The organism is Chitinophaga varians (genome assembly GCF_014529945.1).
In the GTDB taxonomy this organism is placed as follows: Bacteria; Bacteroidota; Bacteroidia; order Chitinophagales; family Chitinophagaceae; genus Chitinophaga; species Chitinophaga varians.
This window is the reverse complement of the sequence record NZ_JACVFB010000001.1, coordinates 889863-907704: the sequence shown is the minus strand read 5'-3', so window position 1 is coordinate 907704 and position 17842 is coordinate 889863. Positions and strand designations below refer to the sequence as shown.

At 51.6% G+C, this 17842-nt stretch carries 10 protein-coding genes; 3 read left to right on the top strand and 7 right to left on the bottom strand.

Annotated features, from left to right (window positions below; all coding sequences use genetic code 11):
* Positions 1-12: 12 nt before the first annotated feature.
* The 4 genes from ICL55_RS03285 to ICL55_RS03270 all read right to left on the bottom strand — a co-directional run bounded on the left by ICL55_RS03285 (position 13) and on the right by ICL55_RS03270 (position 2568).
* Positions 13-414: a GlcG/HbpS family heme-binding protein gene (locus ICL55_RS03285; protein ID WP_188094608.1), complete on the bottom strand. Its 402-nt coding sequence runs from the start codon at positions 412-414 to the stop codon at positions 13-15.
* A 58-nt stretch (positions 415-472) separates the two neighbouring features.
* Positions 473-1261, bottom strand: a complete 789-nt coding sequence (locus ICL55_RS03280; RefSeq protein WP_188094607.1) for an SDR family oxidoreductase — start codon at positions 1259-1261, stop codon at positions 473-475.
* A 156-nt stretch (positions 1262-1417) separates the two neighbouring features.
* Complete coding sequence (locus ICL55_RS03275) at positions 1418-2131, bottom strand: VOC family protein (RefSeq protein ID WP_188094606.1); 714 nt, start codon at positions 2129-2131, stop codon at positions 1418-1420.
* A gap of 86 nt (positions 2132-2217) precedes the next feature.
* Complete coding sequence (locus ICL55_RS03270) at positions 2218-2568, bottom strand: winged helix-turn-helix transcriptional regulator (RefSeq protein ID WP_223151285.1); 351 nt, start codon at positions 2566-2568, stop codon at positions 2218-2220.
* A gap of 303 nt (positions 2569-2871) precedes the next feature.
* Here ICL55_RS03270 and ICL55_RS03265 point away from each other — a divergent pair, with 303 nt between their 5' ends.
* The 3 genes from ICL55_RS03265 to ICL55_RS03255 all read left to right on the top strand — a co-directional run bounded on the left by ICL55_RS03265 (position 2872) and on the right by ICL55_RS03255 (position 10522).
* Positions 2872-5367 carry a glycoside hydrolase family 95 protein gene (locus ICL55_RS03265; protein WP_188094605.1) on the top strand — a complete coding sequence of 832 codons (2496 nt, stop codon included), beginning with the start codon at positions 2872-2874 and terminating at the stop codon, positions 5365-5367.
* A 301-nt stretch (positions 5368-5668) separates the two neighbouring features.
* Complete coding sequence (locus ICL55_RS03260; protein ID WP_188094604.1) at positions 5669-8794, top strand: SusC/RagA family TonB-linked outer membrane protein; 3126 nt, start codon at positions 5669-5671, stop codon at positions 8792-8794.
* 24 nt (positions 8795-8818) lie between these two features.
* The gene (locus ICL55_RS03255; RefSeq protein WP_188094603.1) at positions 8819-10522 is read left to right on the top strand and encodes a RagB/SusD family nutrient uptake outer membrane protein; all 1704 of its coding nucleotides are present in this window, start codon (positions 8819-8821) and stop codon (positions 10520-10522) included.
* A gap of 55 nt (positions 10523-10577) precedes the next feature.
* Here ICL55_RS03255 and ICL55_RS03250 read toward each other — a convergent pair whose 3' ends face one another.
* The 3 genes from ICL55_RS03250 to ICL55_RS03240 all read right to left on the bottom strand — a co-directional run bounded on the left by ICL55_RS03250 (position 10578) and on the right by ICL55_RS03240 (position 17754).
* A complete protein-coding gene (locus tag ICL55_RS03250) occupies positions 10578-10973 on the bottom strand; it encodes a DUF4240 domain-containing protein (RefSeq protein WP_188094602.1) in 396 nt (131 codons plus the stop codon).
* Between the two features lie 21 nt (positions 10974-10994).
* Positions 10995-15170: an RHS repeat-associated core domain-containing protein gene (locus ICL55_RS03245; protein ID WP_188094601.1), complete on the bottom strand. Its 4176-nt coding sequence runs from the start codon at positions 15168-15170 to the stop codon at positions 10995-10997.
* A gap of 259 nt (positions 15171-15429) precedes the next feature.
* Positions 15430-17754 carry a hypothetical protein gene (locus ICL55_RS03240; protein ID WP_188094600.1) on the bottom strand — a complete coding sequence of 775 codons (2325 nt, stop codon included), beginning with the start codon at positions 17752-17754 and terminating at the stop codon, positions 15430-15432.
* Positions 17755-17842 lie beyond the last annotated feature (88 nt).

Below are 17842 nucleotides of genomic sequence, written 5' to 3'. Positions count from 1 at the left end.
ATCGCGGAAATCCTAAAGATTTCCGCGTGCCCCTGCCGTAGCAATTTCTTTGTCTTGTTCCGGAGTACCTCCCGAAGACGCAATGGCGCCGATGATATTTCCTTCGCTATTTTTGATGATGACGCCACCGGCGATGGTCAGCAGGCCGTCATTGGCATTGATCATGCCGTAGCCGTTCAAACCGGCGCCGGCAATAATATTGCCCATTACATCGCTGTCTACGCCAAACATGACGGCCGTTTTCGCTTTTTTAACGGCGAAGTCCGCCACACCGTATACGCTGTTCCATCTGCCGAAAGCCACCGGATGGCCGCCGGTGTCCACCACGGCTATGCTGACGGGTATATTGAGTGCTTTGGCTTTCTCCACTGCCACCGACAGCGCCTTCACCGCCTCATCGTATGTTATATTCATCATTTGTTTTTTTATGGGAAATCAAAAGAAATGCACAGGCAAATGCCTGTGCATTCACCTAACTTTTTACTGACCAGGCATCACTTTGCAGTTGCTTCACAAAATCTTCTGTTTCTTTCGGGTGCACGTTTCTAAAGTTAGGTTCCTCGTCCAACGCCACATTTACGATGACGTCTGCCATGGATTCGGGGTTTAATTGATGTGCGAGGGAGTCAGCGACACCATCAAATGCGCTTGCCGGGGTGAAATTTACGGCCGGATCGTACCAGCGGGCGATGGAGTCCACGCCCCGGTCATTAAAGCCGGTCCCGAAAACACCGGGATTGCAGGTAGCAATTTTAATATTAAAAGGGGCCAGTTCCGTTTTCAGTCCTTCTGCAATGGCCTCCAGCGCATGTTTGGAGGCACAGTAGGCCGCCACGTAGGGAACTGTCCACAAGCCTCCCATGGAGGAGGTGAAGACGATTTTTCCCTTCTTCTGTTGGACGAATTTTTTGATGAAGCCCTGCGCCAGTTCCAAGGCACCGAAAACGTTCACGTCGAACATGGAGCGTACCAGTTCCAATGGCTGTTCAGCGATAGGGCCACCTTCCATAATACCGGCGTTGCTGATTAAAATATCGATGTCATATTTTTTGAGTATGTAGGCGATATCGCGGGAACTGGTCACATCCAGCTTGTCTACCGTGAGTTCGATCCCTTTCTCCGCGGCCTCCCGGATCAGGTCGCTCATTTGCGGATATACCTGCGTAGTGGCGATAACGTTATGTCCTTTCTCAGCCAGCTTAAATGCGGCGATTTTTCCGAACCCGCTGGCGGCCCCTGTTATTAGAATGGTTTTGCTCATTTGTCAAGAGAATTAGTACACCACAAAATTGAACAAACCAGTTATAAAATAGCTTGCCGGAAAGTCCAAAGATGTATTGCCGGGAGGTTCATCGAAGTTGGCTGCTGATGTTGTTCACTCCAGGAGAAAGACAGTTTCTGCTTTCAGGAGGCCACCCTACATCGTGGCGCCATGTTGTTGTTTGAGGCGTTTTATCTCCTCTTCCGGCAGGTCAAGTCTGCTTAACTGTATATCGCACTCCCCGGCAAAATCGCGGTCTCCCATCAGCGAGGCCAGGTCCATCCGGATGATCAGCGCTTCGGCCATCGTCAGCCGATCCTCATCGGCCGCTTTTTTCAGCGCCACGTCCAGCACCTTCGCCGCCGCTTTTTCATCCTCTTTGTAGTCCCGGAACCTGATGGCCCTGGCGATGGCCTGCCGCAGCGGACTTTGCTGCCCGTCGTCGGCTTTCTCCCATGTTTCCTGGTCTTTTTCTCCCAGGCTAACGAAGATGATGCTATTACCGGAAACATCGGTCAGGGTAAACCGGGTGGTGCCGGGCTTCATCCGGGAAATGCGGGGCAGGCCGGCGTGAGGTACCCTGCCCAGCTTTGTTTTCATTCGTTGGGAAAACTCGCGGTACACTTCCGCTGCGTCCGGCACCGCTACGAGACAGCCATGATAGTGACGCTCGTCTGTTTCCATTCCTTTTAAAGCCGCAAAATGGACCGCTGCGCCGCCCCGTTCTACAACACCATACTGATAGGGGCGGGTTTGTTTGTAGGTGATCGCAAATCCCAGCATTTCCCAGAAGGAAAGCGTTGCCTCGATGGAGGCGCATGGCAATGTGGGAATGGACGTCCATTCCTTTTTACGGTGGTGATCAGTCATTGAAGCAAATTGTTTGATTGCCGCAAATCTAGCCACTCCCCTACAGAGCGCCATGGTTATATACTTTTTTGTATATAAAGGAAATATTACTCCCCGCTGCTCCCGATACCGACTTCTTTCATCAGGAAAAGCCCATAGGCAGTCAGTTGATCAATCATGGGCAATGCGCTCTGCCCGAGCGCAGTAAGCTTATATTCCACCCTTGGCGGCTTTTCGATATAGATATGCCGGGTGAGCATTTTTTTGTCTTCCAGCTCCCTTAACTGGGTGATCAACATTTTGTCAGAAATACGTGGAATAGCTGTTTTCAGATCACCGTATCGCACAGGCCCGTCTCTCAAACACAGGAGAATAGGCATTTTCCACGTGCCTCCGATGTGGGTCATGACAAATTCGATAGGATTATAGTATAACCTGTTGTTGTATGTAAATTCCATGATGATAGTTTAACCAGGAGCGTAAGCCAAGTTACAACAAGATTGTTTGTCCTGTTTGATACATCGCAGCCCATACGACCACATGGCTTTTTCTATGAGAAAATATTTATCACGTCCGGGAAAATAAGCGTCATTTCAACACCATCTTTATACTATGTGTCCGTTACTTTTCGCACCCACAGCCCATTTGAATACTAATTGAGCAATTGCTGGTATTATTTTACCGGTGGCAGAAATTTGCCATGGACGATGGTATTTATTTTATAATTTTCTGGTAACGTCCCTGAAAAAAACAACCGATTGATGTATCAACCAATACGTTCCGCGTGTAGAAAAAATAGCTGGATCACAGGCTTTCTGTTTACTGTTACTGCTGCGCATGCGCAGACGGGCATCATGCCTGCGGCTGAAAGAGCCGGCGATATTACCGCCCGTTGGGAAGACAGAGCGCAATGCAGCAGCCAGGCTACCAAACCGGCCGGTGATGTATTGTGGTACCGTCGCCCTGCCCGTGTATGGGAAGAGGCCCTGCCGGTAGGCAACGGCCGTATGGGCGCCATGATATTCGGCGGCGTGGCAGACGAACGGATACAGCTAAACGAAAGCACGTTATGGGACGGATACCCGAAAGATGCTGATAATCCCGCTGCCTTAAAGGCACTTCCCGAAGTAAGACGGCTGCTCTTCGAAAACAAAAACAACGAAGCGGTAAAACTTGCCAGCAAAACCATGCTGGGCGTGCCGGAGAGGATCAAACCGTACCAGTCGCTCGGGGAACTGTGGCTCGATCAACCGACCACCACTGCAGAAAATTACCATCGCAGCCTCGATGTTTCCACTGCTGTGGCAACCGTAAAATACACCAGCGACGGCGTGGAATACACCCGTGAAAGTTTTGCTTCCTTCGTTGATAACGCTGTCGTGGTAAGGTTTACCGCGAGCGGGCGTGACAAGATAAACTTCCGCTTTACACTCAAACGGCAGCAGGATGCGCAATGCATCCCTGACCCGGCCGATCGTACCGCCCTCCTGCTGGATGGCCGGCTGCCTATCAAAGACAGCACCGGCAAACCCCGCGGGATAAGGTTTGCAGCACGCGCTAAAGTCATCAACCATGGCGGGCGCGTATATATAAAGAACGGAATATTATATGTAGAGAATGCCAACGATGTAACGTTATATATAACAGGCGCCACCAATTACCCCGGATTAAAAAATCTGGCCAAAGGCATTACCACTGTCAATACTGACCCGGTACAACAATCCAGGAATGATGCTGCCGCGGCAACTGCCAAAACGTACAGCGCTTTAAAAGCAGCGCACATAGCGGCCTATAAAAGATATGCCGACAGGATGACGCTGGATTTTCATACAGGCGACACCGTAGCCGCCGCGCTGCCAACCGACGAACGGCTGGAATATGCCCGTCGCACGGGCAGTCCCGATGCCGGCCTGGTGGCCTTGTATTTCCAGTTTGGCCGCTACCTGCTGATCTCCAGCTCCCGGCCGGGGCATATGCCTGCCAATCTGCAGGGCCTCTGGGCCTGGCAGATGACGCCGCCATGGAATGCCGACTACCACACTAATATCAACGTACAGATGAACTACTGGCCGGCAGAAATCACCAATCTGAGTGAACTGCATCAGCCACTGTTTGATCTGGAAGAGGCGCTGGCCCAACCCGGCGCCCGCACGGCACGGCAGACATACGGCGCCAAAGGATGGGTAGTGCACCACCTCACAGACGCATGGGGATTTACCGCGCCCGCTGACGGTCCACAAGGCATCTGGCCGATGGGCGCAGCATGGCTGGCACAACATCTCTGGGAACATTACACCTATACGGGCGATAAAAAATTCCTTGCACAACGCGGTTATCCGCTCATGAAAGGCGCGGCCGAGTTTATGCTGGACTTCCTCGTGGAAGCGCCCGCCGGCACGGTATGTCCCGGTAAACTGGTCACCAACCCTTCCTACTCGCCTGAAAATGCGTTCCTGCTGCCGGATGGCACCAGCTCCGTCTTTACCTATGGCGCTACTATGGACATAGAAATCATCCATGATCTGCTGAATAATTGTATCGCTGCCGCTACCACACTGGGCATCGATGCCGCTTTCAGAGAGCAATGCGCCGCCACGCTGCGGCGACTGGCGCCGGTGCGTATCAGTCCCGCTACCGGCCGTATCATGGAATGGGCGGAAGACTACCCCGAGCAAGAACCGCATCACCGGCATACCTCGCATCTGTTTGGCCTGTATCCCGGTAATCAGATCACCATGGAAGGCACGCCCGAACTGGCGGCAGCGGCGCGCAAAACACTGGAAGGCCGTGGCGATGACGGCACCGGCTGGAGCCTCGCCTGGAAAATCAATATGTGGAACCGCCTGCACGACGGTAATCACGCCTTCCGGCTGCTGTCCGGACTGATCACTAAAAAGACCCTGCCTAACCTGTTTGATAATCATCCGCCCTTTCAGATCGACGGCAACTTCGGCGCTACCGCCGCCATCGCAGAGATGCTGGTACAAAGCCAGCACAGAAAAAGCGACGGCGCTTTTGAGATCGCCCTGCTGCCTTCCCTGCCTGATGCGCTGGCATCCGGCCGGGTGACCGGCCTGTGCGCCCGCGGCGGATTTGTGATCAACATGGAATGGCAAAACGGAAAACTGCAACACGCCACTATTACATCCAAACTGGGCGGACAACTGCATATCAAAGCCGGCGATCAAACCGTGAGTTATGCCACCCGGAAAAACGAAGTCGTACAGCTCAACAGTCAGTTATCAAAAGTCATGTAAACCAACACAATTTTTCAACTACCGTATAACGGCCAACACCCATCCATTACCAAAATATTTTTTCACCGTTTATGCAAACCTTTGCATAAACCAACCAAACAATCGTAAACCATTAGTCACTTGTTTCAAAACACGTTAGGAAAAAATTGCAGGACCTACAAAACAAACCAATAGTCACTTGTATTTCAGACACGTTAAGAAAAAACTGTTGAACCAATAAAAAGGGCAACAGGACTAGCCCAACGGGCTACTATTCAGTATTGCTTTATCACCAAACATCTATCATTCAAAAAATCGTTTTATGGGAGGAATAGTAAAAATAACTATTGCAACAATGCTCTCCATTTGCGCCATGTTTATGCAAACGTATGCACAACAAAACACCGGCCAGGTGAGCGGAACAGTAAAGGACGCCGGCGGCTCACCCCTTCCCGGCGCTTCAGTGGAAGCGTTGTCCAACGGTCACCGGGTGAAAGTCGCCATCTCCGACAGCGCCGGCAAATTCGTCTTCACCAATCTGCCCGTGGGCAACTACACATTCAGCTCCCGCATGATTGGCTACGATGCCAAATCATTTGCAGGATACAAAATCACGCAGGGAAAGAACCCCGAACTCTCGCTGGTACTGACCTCGACGGTCAGTGAACTGACCAGCGTAGTAGTGGTGGGTTACGGTACCAGAAAAAGACAGGACGTTACCGGCGCCGTCGCCAAAGCAGACCTGCAAGTGCAGAAACAATCACCCAATGCCAACGTCATGTCTTCCTTAAGAGGTACGGTGCCCGGCCTCACAGTAGGACAGGTGAACAGAGCCGGTAGCGACCCCACCCTGATGGTTCGCGGCCGGAACTCCATCTCCGGCACCACTTCCCCGCTGATTGTAGTGGACGGACTGATATACAGAGGTTCCCTTACGTCCATCAACCCGTCAGACATTGCGAGCATTGACCTGTTGAAAGATGCCAGTGCTGCCGCGGTATATGGTTCCCAGGCGTCCAACGGGGTGGTGCTGATCACCACCAAAAGCGGCGCCAGTGGCCTCGATAAGCTCACCGTCGATTACAGCGGCTCCTATTCCATGCAGGAGATGACCAAAAAGGAAATGAGACCGGCATCCGGCGCCCAGTACATACAAAAGCTCGGCGACTGGTACCTCAACGAAAGCCGCGATCCGAACGATCCGACAAAAATGAACCCTAACTGGGACCCCACTACGAAAATGCCCGGCATCGAAGGCGACAACTATAAAAACGGTTATGAAGCCAACTGGTGGGATTTAATGACCAACTCCCGTCCCAGAATACATAACCACAACATCGGTTTAAGCGGCAGGTCCAAAAAGGTCCGCTTTTATTTAGGTTATGGTTATTTTGATCAGGTGAACCTCATCAAAAACGATGACTACCGCAGAAACAGCATCCGGCTCAATCTGGAAGCCAAACCGGCGGAATGGCTGACCGTAGGCGCACAAACAGGGTTGTCCATCAATGATTACAGCGGCGTGTCGCCCACCTTCTCCGATATCATGTTCCTGAAACCGTACAACCTGCCCTTCGATCCCAAAACCGGCCAGATGCTGGAGTTCTATGCGCAAACCACCACGCCCACCGCACTGGAAGTACTCAGAAGATCAAAAGACCTGGACCGCAACATGAACATGATCGGTAACTTCTTCGTCAGCGTAGACGTCCCGTATGTGAAAGGCCTGAACTACCGCGTGAATTTCGGTAACAACTACATCTATACGAACAGGTTCAACTATAACGCTCCTAACGTAGAAGCCACCGCCTATAAAACATACATGACCAACTATTTCCTGACCATCGATAATATCCTCACATACAAAAGGGATTTCGGGAAACATGGTGTGGATCTCACCTTACTGTATGGTGCAGAAAAAAACAAACACGATGGCACCAGCACTTCCGCCGGCGGCATCACCAATGGTGTACTGTCGTACAACAGGCTGGACGTGGGCGACCCTGCGCGACTGACCGTATCCAACGACATGGACATCCTTCCATGGCAGGAAACAGCCTTGTATCAAATGGCCAGGCTCTCCTATTCGTTCGATAAAAAATATATCCTGACCGGTACTGTCAGAAGAGACGGATTTTCCGGCTTCTCCGCCACCAACAAATGGGCCACCTTCCCGTCCCTCGCTTTCGCATGGCGCCTGAAAGAAGAGAATTTCCTGAAGTCCGTCAATGTTGTCAACGACCTGAAACTGAGATTGTCTTACGGCGCCACCGGTAACAGGACCGTTGGCCGTTACCAGACACTTTCCCAGATGACCGTAGGATTATCCAGCGGCTATTTGTACGGTACCTCCGGTGGCGCACAACTGGGTTCTTACCTGAGCCAGTTGCCTAATTCGGCCCTGCGTTGGGAAACAACAAAATCCTTCAACACCGGCGTCGACTTCTCCTTCTTCGACAACCGGCTGTTCGGCTCAGTGGACCTGTATTTTTCCAATTCCACCAACCTGTTGAATTCCAGGGCTACGCCTACCATCACCGGCTTCAACAGTTTCCTGATCAACATCGGCAAAATCCAAAACAGAGGACAGGAGGTGAACATCACCGGCGTTCCGGTGTCCAACAAAAACTTCAAATGGGAAGTAACGGCCAACTTCTTCAGAAACCGCAATAAAGTGCTGGACATCGACGGCACCAAAAATGACCTGATCAACGGCAGCGATCCGATATTAAGCTACTTTATCGGTCAGCCTTATGGCGTGGTATACGACTATAAGATCACCGGCATGTACCAGCTGGGCGAACAAATCCCTGCCGGCCTCGCTGCACAGGGATTCAAAGCCGGACAATACCGCGTGGAAGACGTGAATGGCGACGGTAAGATCACACCGGAAGATAAACAGATCTTAGGCAGACTGGACCCCTCCTACAGCCTGGGCATCTCCAACAGTTTCCAGTACAAAGCATTCCAGCTGAAGTTCTTCATCAACACCATTCAGGGTGGTAAAAACGGATACCTTGGCGCACCCGGCATTATGTTGCAAAACCCCGATAACATCCGTAACAACAACGGCTTTGTGTACGATTACTGGACGCCCAACAATCCTGATGCCCGCTACAGAAGCATCGCGGCCTATGTGGCCACACTGGGCGAAAACTTCGGCCCTTATGTGTCCAGAAGCTTCATCCGCCTGCAGGACGTAACGTTCACCTACACTTTACCGGAAGGTCTGCTGAGCCGTTTAAAAATACTGAAAGCGGCCAGCGTATATGTGAACGCGCAGAACCTCCTGACCATCACCAAATGGGACGGATGGGACCCTGAATCCAATCCTGCTTCCAGCCAGCGCTCTTCGCTCGGGCTGAGGGTCCCCGGAGGCATGGGTCTCGACCAGAACGGCTACCCCGTGATGAAGAACTATTCCCTCGGTGTAAACGTGACATTCTAATGCTTCAACCGTAAACTTTCAGACATGAAACCATCAATCATCATATACCTCCTTTGCCTCAGCGCGGTGTTCTCTTCCTGCAGCAAGAGTTTTCTGGATGAAGACCCACTGTCTATCTATACGCCGGATAATTCGCTGCAAACGTCTATACAGTTTCAACAGGCCACTAATAACCTGTACAACGGCGTCCGGAACATCTATATGGGCAACATCAACCTGGATACCTATTTCGGGTTGTATTACGCTACCGACTTCGCCTATAACGGCACCGACTATGACCCGGCCGCGAAGTTAAACGCCTATAAAGCCACCATGGTGCCCACTTATTTTATTCCGGGAAACATGTGGACCGCATTTTATAAAATCATCACCAATGCCAACCTGATCATCAGCCAGCTGTCAAAATCCACCCAACTCAGCGATGCGGACAAAAACAGTTTTCTGGGACAGGCCTTGTTTTTCAGGGCCTATTCCTACAACGTACTGGCCAACCTGTACGGTGGCGTGCCCATTGAGCTGAATGAGCTTTCCGGCCCGCGTTACGACTACGTACGCGCCAGCCGTGAAGCCGTATACCAGCAATGTAAAAAAGACCTGCAGCAGGCCATCGGCATCCTGTCAGACATCAATCAGGTACCGGATGGCACCGTCAACAAGCAGATCGCCAAACATGTGCTCACGGAAGTGCTGATTTCTCTGAAGGACTATGACGGCGCTATTGCCAGCGCTTCTGATGTCATTAACTTCGGCGGTATATCCCTGATGAACAGCCGCTTCGGCAGAAGGGCCAATTTACCCGGAGACGTGTACAGGGACCTGTTTGAATACAACAACCAGAACTACAGCACCGGCAACCACGAAGGGCTGCTGGTCATACAAAGCACGCTGAACAACTCCGCCGCAGTGGGCGATCAGACAGCATGGGCGGTTGTTCCCAGCTTAACGGGCGTGAGAATTACAGAAGCCACCACCAAAACAAAAATGTCGATCCTGTTCAACGCCAAATTTGTGGACAGCGTATCTTCCAACGGCATCGGCTGGATACGGCCTACCTCCCACTTCTTCTACGAAATATGGACGCCCGGTGATATCCGCAACTCCTCCTACAACATCGTCAGGGATATCCGGATTTCAGGCGTGCCTGCCAACTCTCCGGACTATGGCAAATGGTATGTAAAAGACGGCTATAAAGCCAAAGTAGCACCGGCGGACTTCAGGGACACCATCCGCAATTTTTATCCGGTGATCAGGAAGATGTCCCCTTCCGCGGGCGACTTTGTGTCCGTGGCCGGTCCGTCTATCCTCACCAACGTCACCAATCCATTCGGAGGATTTTTGCTGAACGGCGCTTCCCGCCTGTTTATGCAGAAGTATATGGCCCGCGTGGCAGAAACTTATCTGCTGAGAGCAGAAGCTTATCTTGCTAAAGGAGATGCCCGGAAAGCCACGGATGATGTGAATATATTGCGGAACAGGGCCGGCGCCACACCTGCCACTGCCGCAGAAATGAACCTTGATTACATTCTGGACGAACGCCTGAGAGAGCTGTATATGGAGGAATTCAGAGCGGTAACGCTTACCCGATTAGGTAAACTCTATGACCGTGACAAGAAATACAATCCGAAGTCGGGGCTGACGATTGAGCCGTATCACAATCTGTGGCCAATACCGTCTACCGAAATCACACAAAATACCGGTGCTGTGCTGGAACAGAACCAGGGTTATTAATGAAGGGTCCATATAAAAAGGCGGGCAGACATGAAACGTCTGCCCGCCTTTTCGTTTAATATATACCGGTAGGCTCTCCGAATTTGTCTAAAAAAACTTCATCGGCTACCCCATACAAAATGGGGCCTGTATTGCCTGTTACCGAATGAGGGGTTTTTTCCGGATGTTTGACGATATCGGCATAGAAAGCTTTCCCTTTGCTGACAATCCAGTGGGAGACATCTTCTATTCCGTCTTCCGATTCTTCCATATAATCGGTGAAGGGTTCGTCCTGTAGCTCTACCGCCGCATCCACAAACTGTTCCTGGAAGCGCAGGATGTCATCTTTATCCATGCCGGACAGCACCTCCTTCAGGGTGTCCCTGTCTTCTTTGGCGTAACTGATGATGTCCCAGAACCAGTCGCTGATATGACTAAAGCTTTTAGGTAACTTAATTGATGCGTTATCCATGTTAGTTGATTTAATAGTATGTCAGGCGGGACATTTAGGCACGAAGTTTCCTTTTCTGTCCCATTTATATTCTTGTCGCAACTTTTTGTTGAGCCTTGTAAAAGGCACCCCTGGCCCAGGCCTGCCAAGGCGGCCGAGGGTATTGTCCCACGGAAGTTTATGTCCCAGGTCTGACAGGTAGGCGCGTACCTGTTTTTCCACCGCCTCAATGGAATGCGCGTTGCTCTTGTCAATTGTTAACACATCGAGCACCAGATTCCTTTTGGTCTTTTTCCCTGCTGTCTGATATTTGGAGAACCTTCCCACCATGGTATTGGCTTCTGTTTTCCCTACTTTCAGGTATTCTCCGGTATCAGCATCTTTCAGAATATAGAGCATGCCTTCCTGATTACCGTCGAATCCTACCGAGCGCCAATCACCGGTAAGGTCCAGTGTTTTCAGGTTTTCCGAGGTGATCAGGCCGTCCAGTCCGTCCAAACCGAATATGTCTACCCAGGCATTCGTATTCATGACGTAACCGTACAACTTGTGACCTCCTTTGAGCCCTATGGGGTCCTGACTGATGTACACACCTTCTTCAGGGCTGTAGTAACGGTAACGGTTATAGTACAATCCCGTTTCCACGTCTTCATACTGTCCCTGGTATCTGAATGGGACCATTCCCTGCTCTCCTGCTAACTTACGTACCTTACCATAAATATCCAACTCGCAGTCCCATACTTTTTCGCCGGCCTCATCATAAGCTTCACAAGGGGTCCCCAGATGGTCTGTGATAATGGAGAACATCCGGCCGTTCAGCAGTTTCGCTGCCGGTATAAATGAATCTTCCTCAAACACCCAGGTAGCAAGGGTTTCCGCGGGCACAGGTTCAGGATGGCTTTGTTGTATTTCTCCTGTTTCACTGACGATCGTCTGTGGCCGTTCTGTTGCAGGATAACACCATTCATGCAGGGGCACATTACCATCCCATACAAACCGGGTGAGCTGGCCGCCATATTGTTTTTCTATGCGACGGCCCAATGCATCGTATTTAAACGACACTGTTTTTCCGTCGGGGCGGGTCACATTTTTAAGCATGCCGTTGCCATACCAGCTGTACTCCCATTGGGCATAACCAACAGGGGCAGCTGTCGTAATTTTCTTTTGCAGATTGCCTTCTTCATCATAGACGAAGCGTGCCGTTGCTGATTCGAGGAGTTTACCGCCGGGACCATATTGACGGTCTTTGCGTATCTGTGTCTGGTACAGGTTGCCCGCCTTATCCGGCAGACGGTAATCATACTGCCCGTTTTCATATTGCGCCCAGGCGAGGCGATCGAAGTCATCGTAGCCGAACTTCACCACGCCCTGTTGAAGGCCGTTGACAATTTCTTTCAGTTGCTGGCTCGCATCCCAACGATAGTGCCGGTTCCGGACAGGCCGTTCGTTACTGTTGACAAGATGGCTTTCCGCGAGCCCCTGCTGATTATAGGTCCAACTGCTTTTCACGCCACCGGGCAATGTACGCTCTATTTCCAATCCCACCATATTCCGTTCAATATGGGCCTGCCAGGGGTTATACAGCCCCGCTGCTTCGGCCCGTATACCGGTCACATCACCGGTAGCGCTGCGTTGCACGGTAATATTGGCGCCCAGGCTGCTTTGCAGGTTTTTGCGGCGACCGTTCCTGTCGTAAATACTGTTGACACGGTAGCCATCCTGTTGTTCTTCCAGGACGCGGCCCAGTGCGTCGCGGCGGAAAGTGAGGGAACAGTGCTCATTGACTGCTTCTTCCAGATAGCCGCCGCGGTTGTAAGAATAGGTCTCCCAACTACCATCATGATGTTCTGCCCGTACTAACCGGCCGTTATAGTCGTATTCAAATGCGGTCCACCGTTTGCCGGGGCGCTGCACTTTAATGACCCTGCCGGCGGCATCGCGCTCGTAGTGGCGGGTGATACCGTCGAAACCCGTTTCCTGAATAATGTCACCACAGCTATTGCGTGTAAAACGGAACATTTCCCCGTGTTCATTCACAACGCCGGTGAGCTGTTCATCCCTGTTATACACGAAATGTACTTTGGTACCGTTTTCGTCCCGTGCACGAAGGCTTCCCATGGCCGTATATTCAAAACGTACGCTGCCATGCCTGTCGCTGGCTTCCAGTACGTCGTCATAAGCGTTATATTGCAGGCGGAGCTGCTCTCCGTCGGCCTGCCTTATTCCGATGATCCTGCCCAGGGCATCATATTGGAAATACTGTTCCTGACGCAGCGGGTTGGAAGAATAAATGCATTGTCCTCTGCTGTTATATTCCCAGACTGCGCTTCCTCCATCCTGCAGGGTAATGGCAGCAAGGTTATAATCCCCGTCATATTCTAATTGGATCTGTTTTTCCTGTTCATCTTCTATTTTACGCAGCAGTTTTTGCGCATTATACCGGAAAATGCATACCGAGCCATCCGCTTCCGTCAGGGTATGCAGCAAGCCCGCAAATTCGCCGGCGGCGTGATAAATATAAGTACGTCCGTTGCCCTGTGGGTCGAGGGACAACAACAGCCGGTCTTCCTCATCATAATTGAAAGTATAGGCGCTGCCATCCGGTTGAATGATGCTGGTACAATTACCCCGTTCATCATACGTATATCCGGTAACGTTAGCTTCCTCATCGATCTCCCTGTAAATCTCAAAGTCTTCCGTGTACTCGAAGCAACGGGCATTGCCTAACGGATCTTTGATCCTGTTGACCACAAAATCCGGCGTATAATAGTAGGTGGTGGTATGGCCCTGTGCGTTGGTGACCAGGTTATAGCCATCTTCCGGGTGATAGGCTATGCTGCCTTCCAGGATACCGCCATCGCCCCAGGTATGAACGCAGCGTTTTTTGTGATCATATCCCCAGTAGAAAGCCTGTCCGTTGCGGTCTGTTTTCATCGTCATCAGATGGTCCCGGTATTGAATGCGGGTCCACTGGTCGAGGCTGTCGCCAATCCCTGTCAAATCGCCCGCTTCACTGTAATCATACTGCACCAACAGCCACTGATCGCCGCCATGCCGGGCCGTAACAGTGGTTATGTGGTTATCATCATTCAATGTCACCAGCAGGTGACGGCCGGCGCTGTCTATGATGCGCACCAGCCGGCCGGCGCCGTTATAATGGAAGCTGACCATAAAACCGGCTTCGTTACGGATAGCGTATAGGCGGAACTGTTCGTCCTGCGGATGCTGGCGGCGGAAATGAAATGACAGGCCCTGCCGGTGATCGGACAAAAGGTATTCATCGGTGGCGGAACGGGTCAGCGTCAACCTTTCATGACGGTTATAATCGCTGTTGCCGGAATACGGCAGCAGATCGAACACCGCACTGCGCCCGTCTCCCAATAGCACGACGGTACCGTTTTCTTCGGGAAAAGCCTGCACCCACATATCGTAGCTGAAATGTACGCCGTGGCCCAGTGGCCCGTCGTATGAGCTGTCGCTGTTCCAGGAACGCTCCCACTTCAACGGGATAGGGCCGGGCAGCTCAAAATCAACGCCATCATTGATCACGATGCCCTGTACCAGGTCGACCGGCTCGAAGCCTTTTTTACAAAGTGCGCGGCTTAGTTTATTGCTGCCGATTTTACCTTTCAGCGCATGATTAAATTTGGTGAGCGCCTTTTTGCCCAGTTTTTTCAGCCCCTTCATCATCGCGCCAAATCCGAAAGACATGATCAGGTTCAGTAAAGCGCCTGCCCAGTCCGGAACAAAAGGTCCACCTACATTGACCGGCTTTCCGAAAGACAAGGGAATGGAAAAAGAGGTAGGCAAATACAGGCTGGGGATGGGTATCAGTTTCTTTCCCGGCGTGAGTGACAGGGGAATACCAATGTCGTTACAGGTCATCAGCAGATGACCAGACGGGCTCATGAGGTTGCCTTCCACCTTCACCTTTTTGCTACCGAAAAAATTGACGGAATCGTGCCCGATCATGGGGGCCAGCAGAAAGGGACCACCCATCGGAATATGGAACAGGATAATAATGATACCACTGGTATCACTTTTCCCGCGGGGCACATGATTAATTTTCGTGGTGGCGCCTATGAAGGGTACATAATCCATCGGGTCCAGCACAAATCCGATATACGGGTGAGGAAGCGGCACAGGAAATCCCAACAGCAGGACGATATGGATATCCAGCCCTATTACGGGAGTAAAATGTTTGTTGCTGACAAGCATATTTACAGATTTTTCAAATGATAGGGGCTTGCATGGCTATAGGGTAACGGACAAATAAAAAAGGGTTGTATTGATGGTTTCAATTTAGTGCTTTTTGCCGGAAATAAGTTCTTTTACCCCCGGCATTTTTTTACAATAGGGAGGTCGATAATTTCGGCCATTTTTCCGCGTCTTTTCTATCACAAAAAAATCCCCCCGGGAAATCCCGGAGGGCCACACATTCTTGCTTTATTCTGTAATTGTCGGGAGGTTTAAGTCACTATATCACCGCCACTCCTTCCCATGTAACCCGGACCGTTACTGTCTGTCCTGCGTTCACGGTGACGTGCGGCCATGTGATAAATGCGGTGTAAGGCAGCGGCACGGCAGCCTGGCGGTTGTTTTCCGCCAGCACGGACACCGATGCGTTGTAAGTCGTTGGATTGGTGACTGTCACCACCACAGCAGATTTTTCTGCGGCTATTATTTTGACGGTAACATGATCAAAAACGTATGCCTCTTTTTTGTCGGTGTTGATGTAGATGCCCGGTACTTCCAGCGCCATGAGCATGCCGGCTGTTTCCGTCCATGAGTTGCGCGTATTGATAAAATTACCGATGCTTTCTTTCCCTTCTGCATCGCTGGGCTGGATACGTTCCATAGAGGAACCGGTCAGGTTGTTGGTAGTGATGTGACCGGGCATGTTCACGGCTTCCGCGTGCGCATGCTGAATATCCCGCAGGAGGTCGGCATACCGGTGGTTGCCCGTAGCCCTGAAGAGTTTGAACAAGGCGTCACCCGACGAAGTGCAGATGCCCGGTGCGGCGTGTTTGTTCTGAATGCTGGCCCATACGGCGCCGGCCATATGGCTTTGTAACTTGCCAATAGCGCTGCCGGACGGAAAAACAGGGTCATAGGAAAGTGCCCATGTAGCACAGAGGGCGGCTTGTGTCTCTGCCTTTTGCAGCCAGTGCCGTTCCCCTGAATAATCGTACATGGCTACCAGTGACTCCAGAAAACCGAATGCTGATTCTGAGTTGGCATCCTGTGAAATATCTCCGCAGTCACCGCCGGTAAGACCCTGTTTTTCTACATCGCGGTGGTAATAAAAGGCGGACGCATTTTCTGCCATCTTCGTCCATGCCGTAACGTGAAAATAGCGTGAGGCCAGCATCATGCCGGCAGGCACGATGGCCCCCGCCGTGGAATTATAAACTGCTATTTCTCCGGTACGCGGAGCAATATATTGTCCGAATTCGCCGTGTTGTTGCCAGGTAGCGGCGAAGGCAGCTGCCAGTCGTTTGGCGGCCTGTTCCCATTGCGGCCTGATCATCTTAGCATATCCCTGCGCTTTCAGCAGCATCAGGTGTTTCATCAGCCAAAACAGGGCATCGCCGTTCTTTCTCACCATAGCCTGTAATTCCGGAAAATCCGGATGCATTTTCTCCGGGCGCAACTTGCCGTCGGCTGTGATACCACCGTAGAAGTAACCGCTTTCTCCCTGTAATTTGCTGGTGATAAAATCAAGCTCCCTCGCTACCCGCTGCCGTTCTTTTTCATCATTCAATGCCAGCATGGGATAGGTATTGATCATACCACTCACCCACCCCAGCTGGAAGTCATCATTGTTCTCCGGTCTGTAATAAGCGCCTGTCTTTACTTCGATAAAATTCCCCCGGCAAATGTCTGTTGCGCATTGCAGCAGTTTGCTCATGGGCAGTATGTTCCGCGGTTGATTGGGGCCGCTCAGTTCTTTGCGTACCGCCATGAATCGGCGCAACAAGGCAGGAATATTTTCCGCTTCAAAAACATATATCCGGTAACGCATCGTCACCGCATCACCGGCTTTCCAGTCCGGCGCGTGATCGCCGCTGCGATGAAAGTCGCCGAAACCGGGCGCCAGCTGTCGCATGGCCGGCGCGGATATGGCCAGTGAGCAACTGTCCTTTGCACTGTTTTCTGTGATGGCAAGGCCGCTGTTACCCAGCCTGGTTTGTTGTGTGGTCAGCAACACGAACCCTTTCTTTTCCTGCGGGGAATAAAAACAGATGGCCGGTGTGGCCGCATTCCCCGTTTGCAGCGCTATCACGGAAGGTTTGCCTGTTTCAACGGATAAGCGCGGATTGTTGGAAATCGTTAGCGGCGTTGCGGGGTTGTAATACATATCCCGCGGGTAGTCGGGACTGTAGCCGTCACCAATGGAACGATAACGATTGCCATTGTAGACGGAAGCGGGCACTAACACATAATGCTGCGCGCTCCATCTGCCAAAGTCCAACGATATTTTCACCGCGCTTTGCGCCACGGCGCCCTGTGTCAACCGGCATTCTACCTCCACATCAGCAGCGCCACCGGCCAAAGGCGTGGTGCGCATCCGCAGGCGCCAGTCGCCGCCGGCTGTTTGCAGGCGGTCGCCCTGAAATGTTTGTTCTGCCAGCAGAGAAGTGCCATCATACCGGCAAATGCTATATCGCAGGGAGCCATGTAACTGCCGGAGCAACGTTTCCGCCGCCGGTTGCTGCGCCTGCAGCACAGCCGTACTGCAAAGCAGGCACGTCAAAGTGAAGATCAGGGACTGTATCGTTATGTTATTATCGTTGTTCATCAGGCATTTTACCAACACAAAAATCCGTTATGCGTCATCTTTATACCACCCGTTATTTGACGAATACCTATGTTTTTTTTGCTTTGAC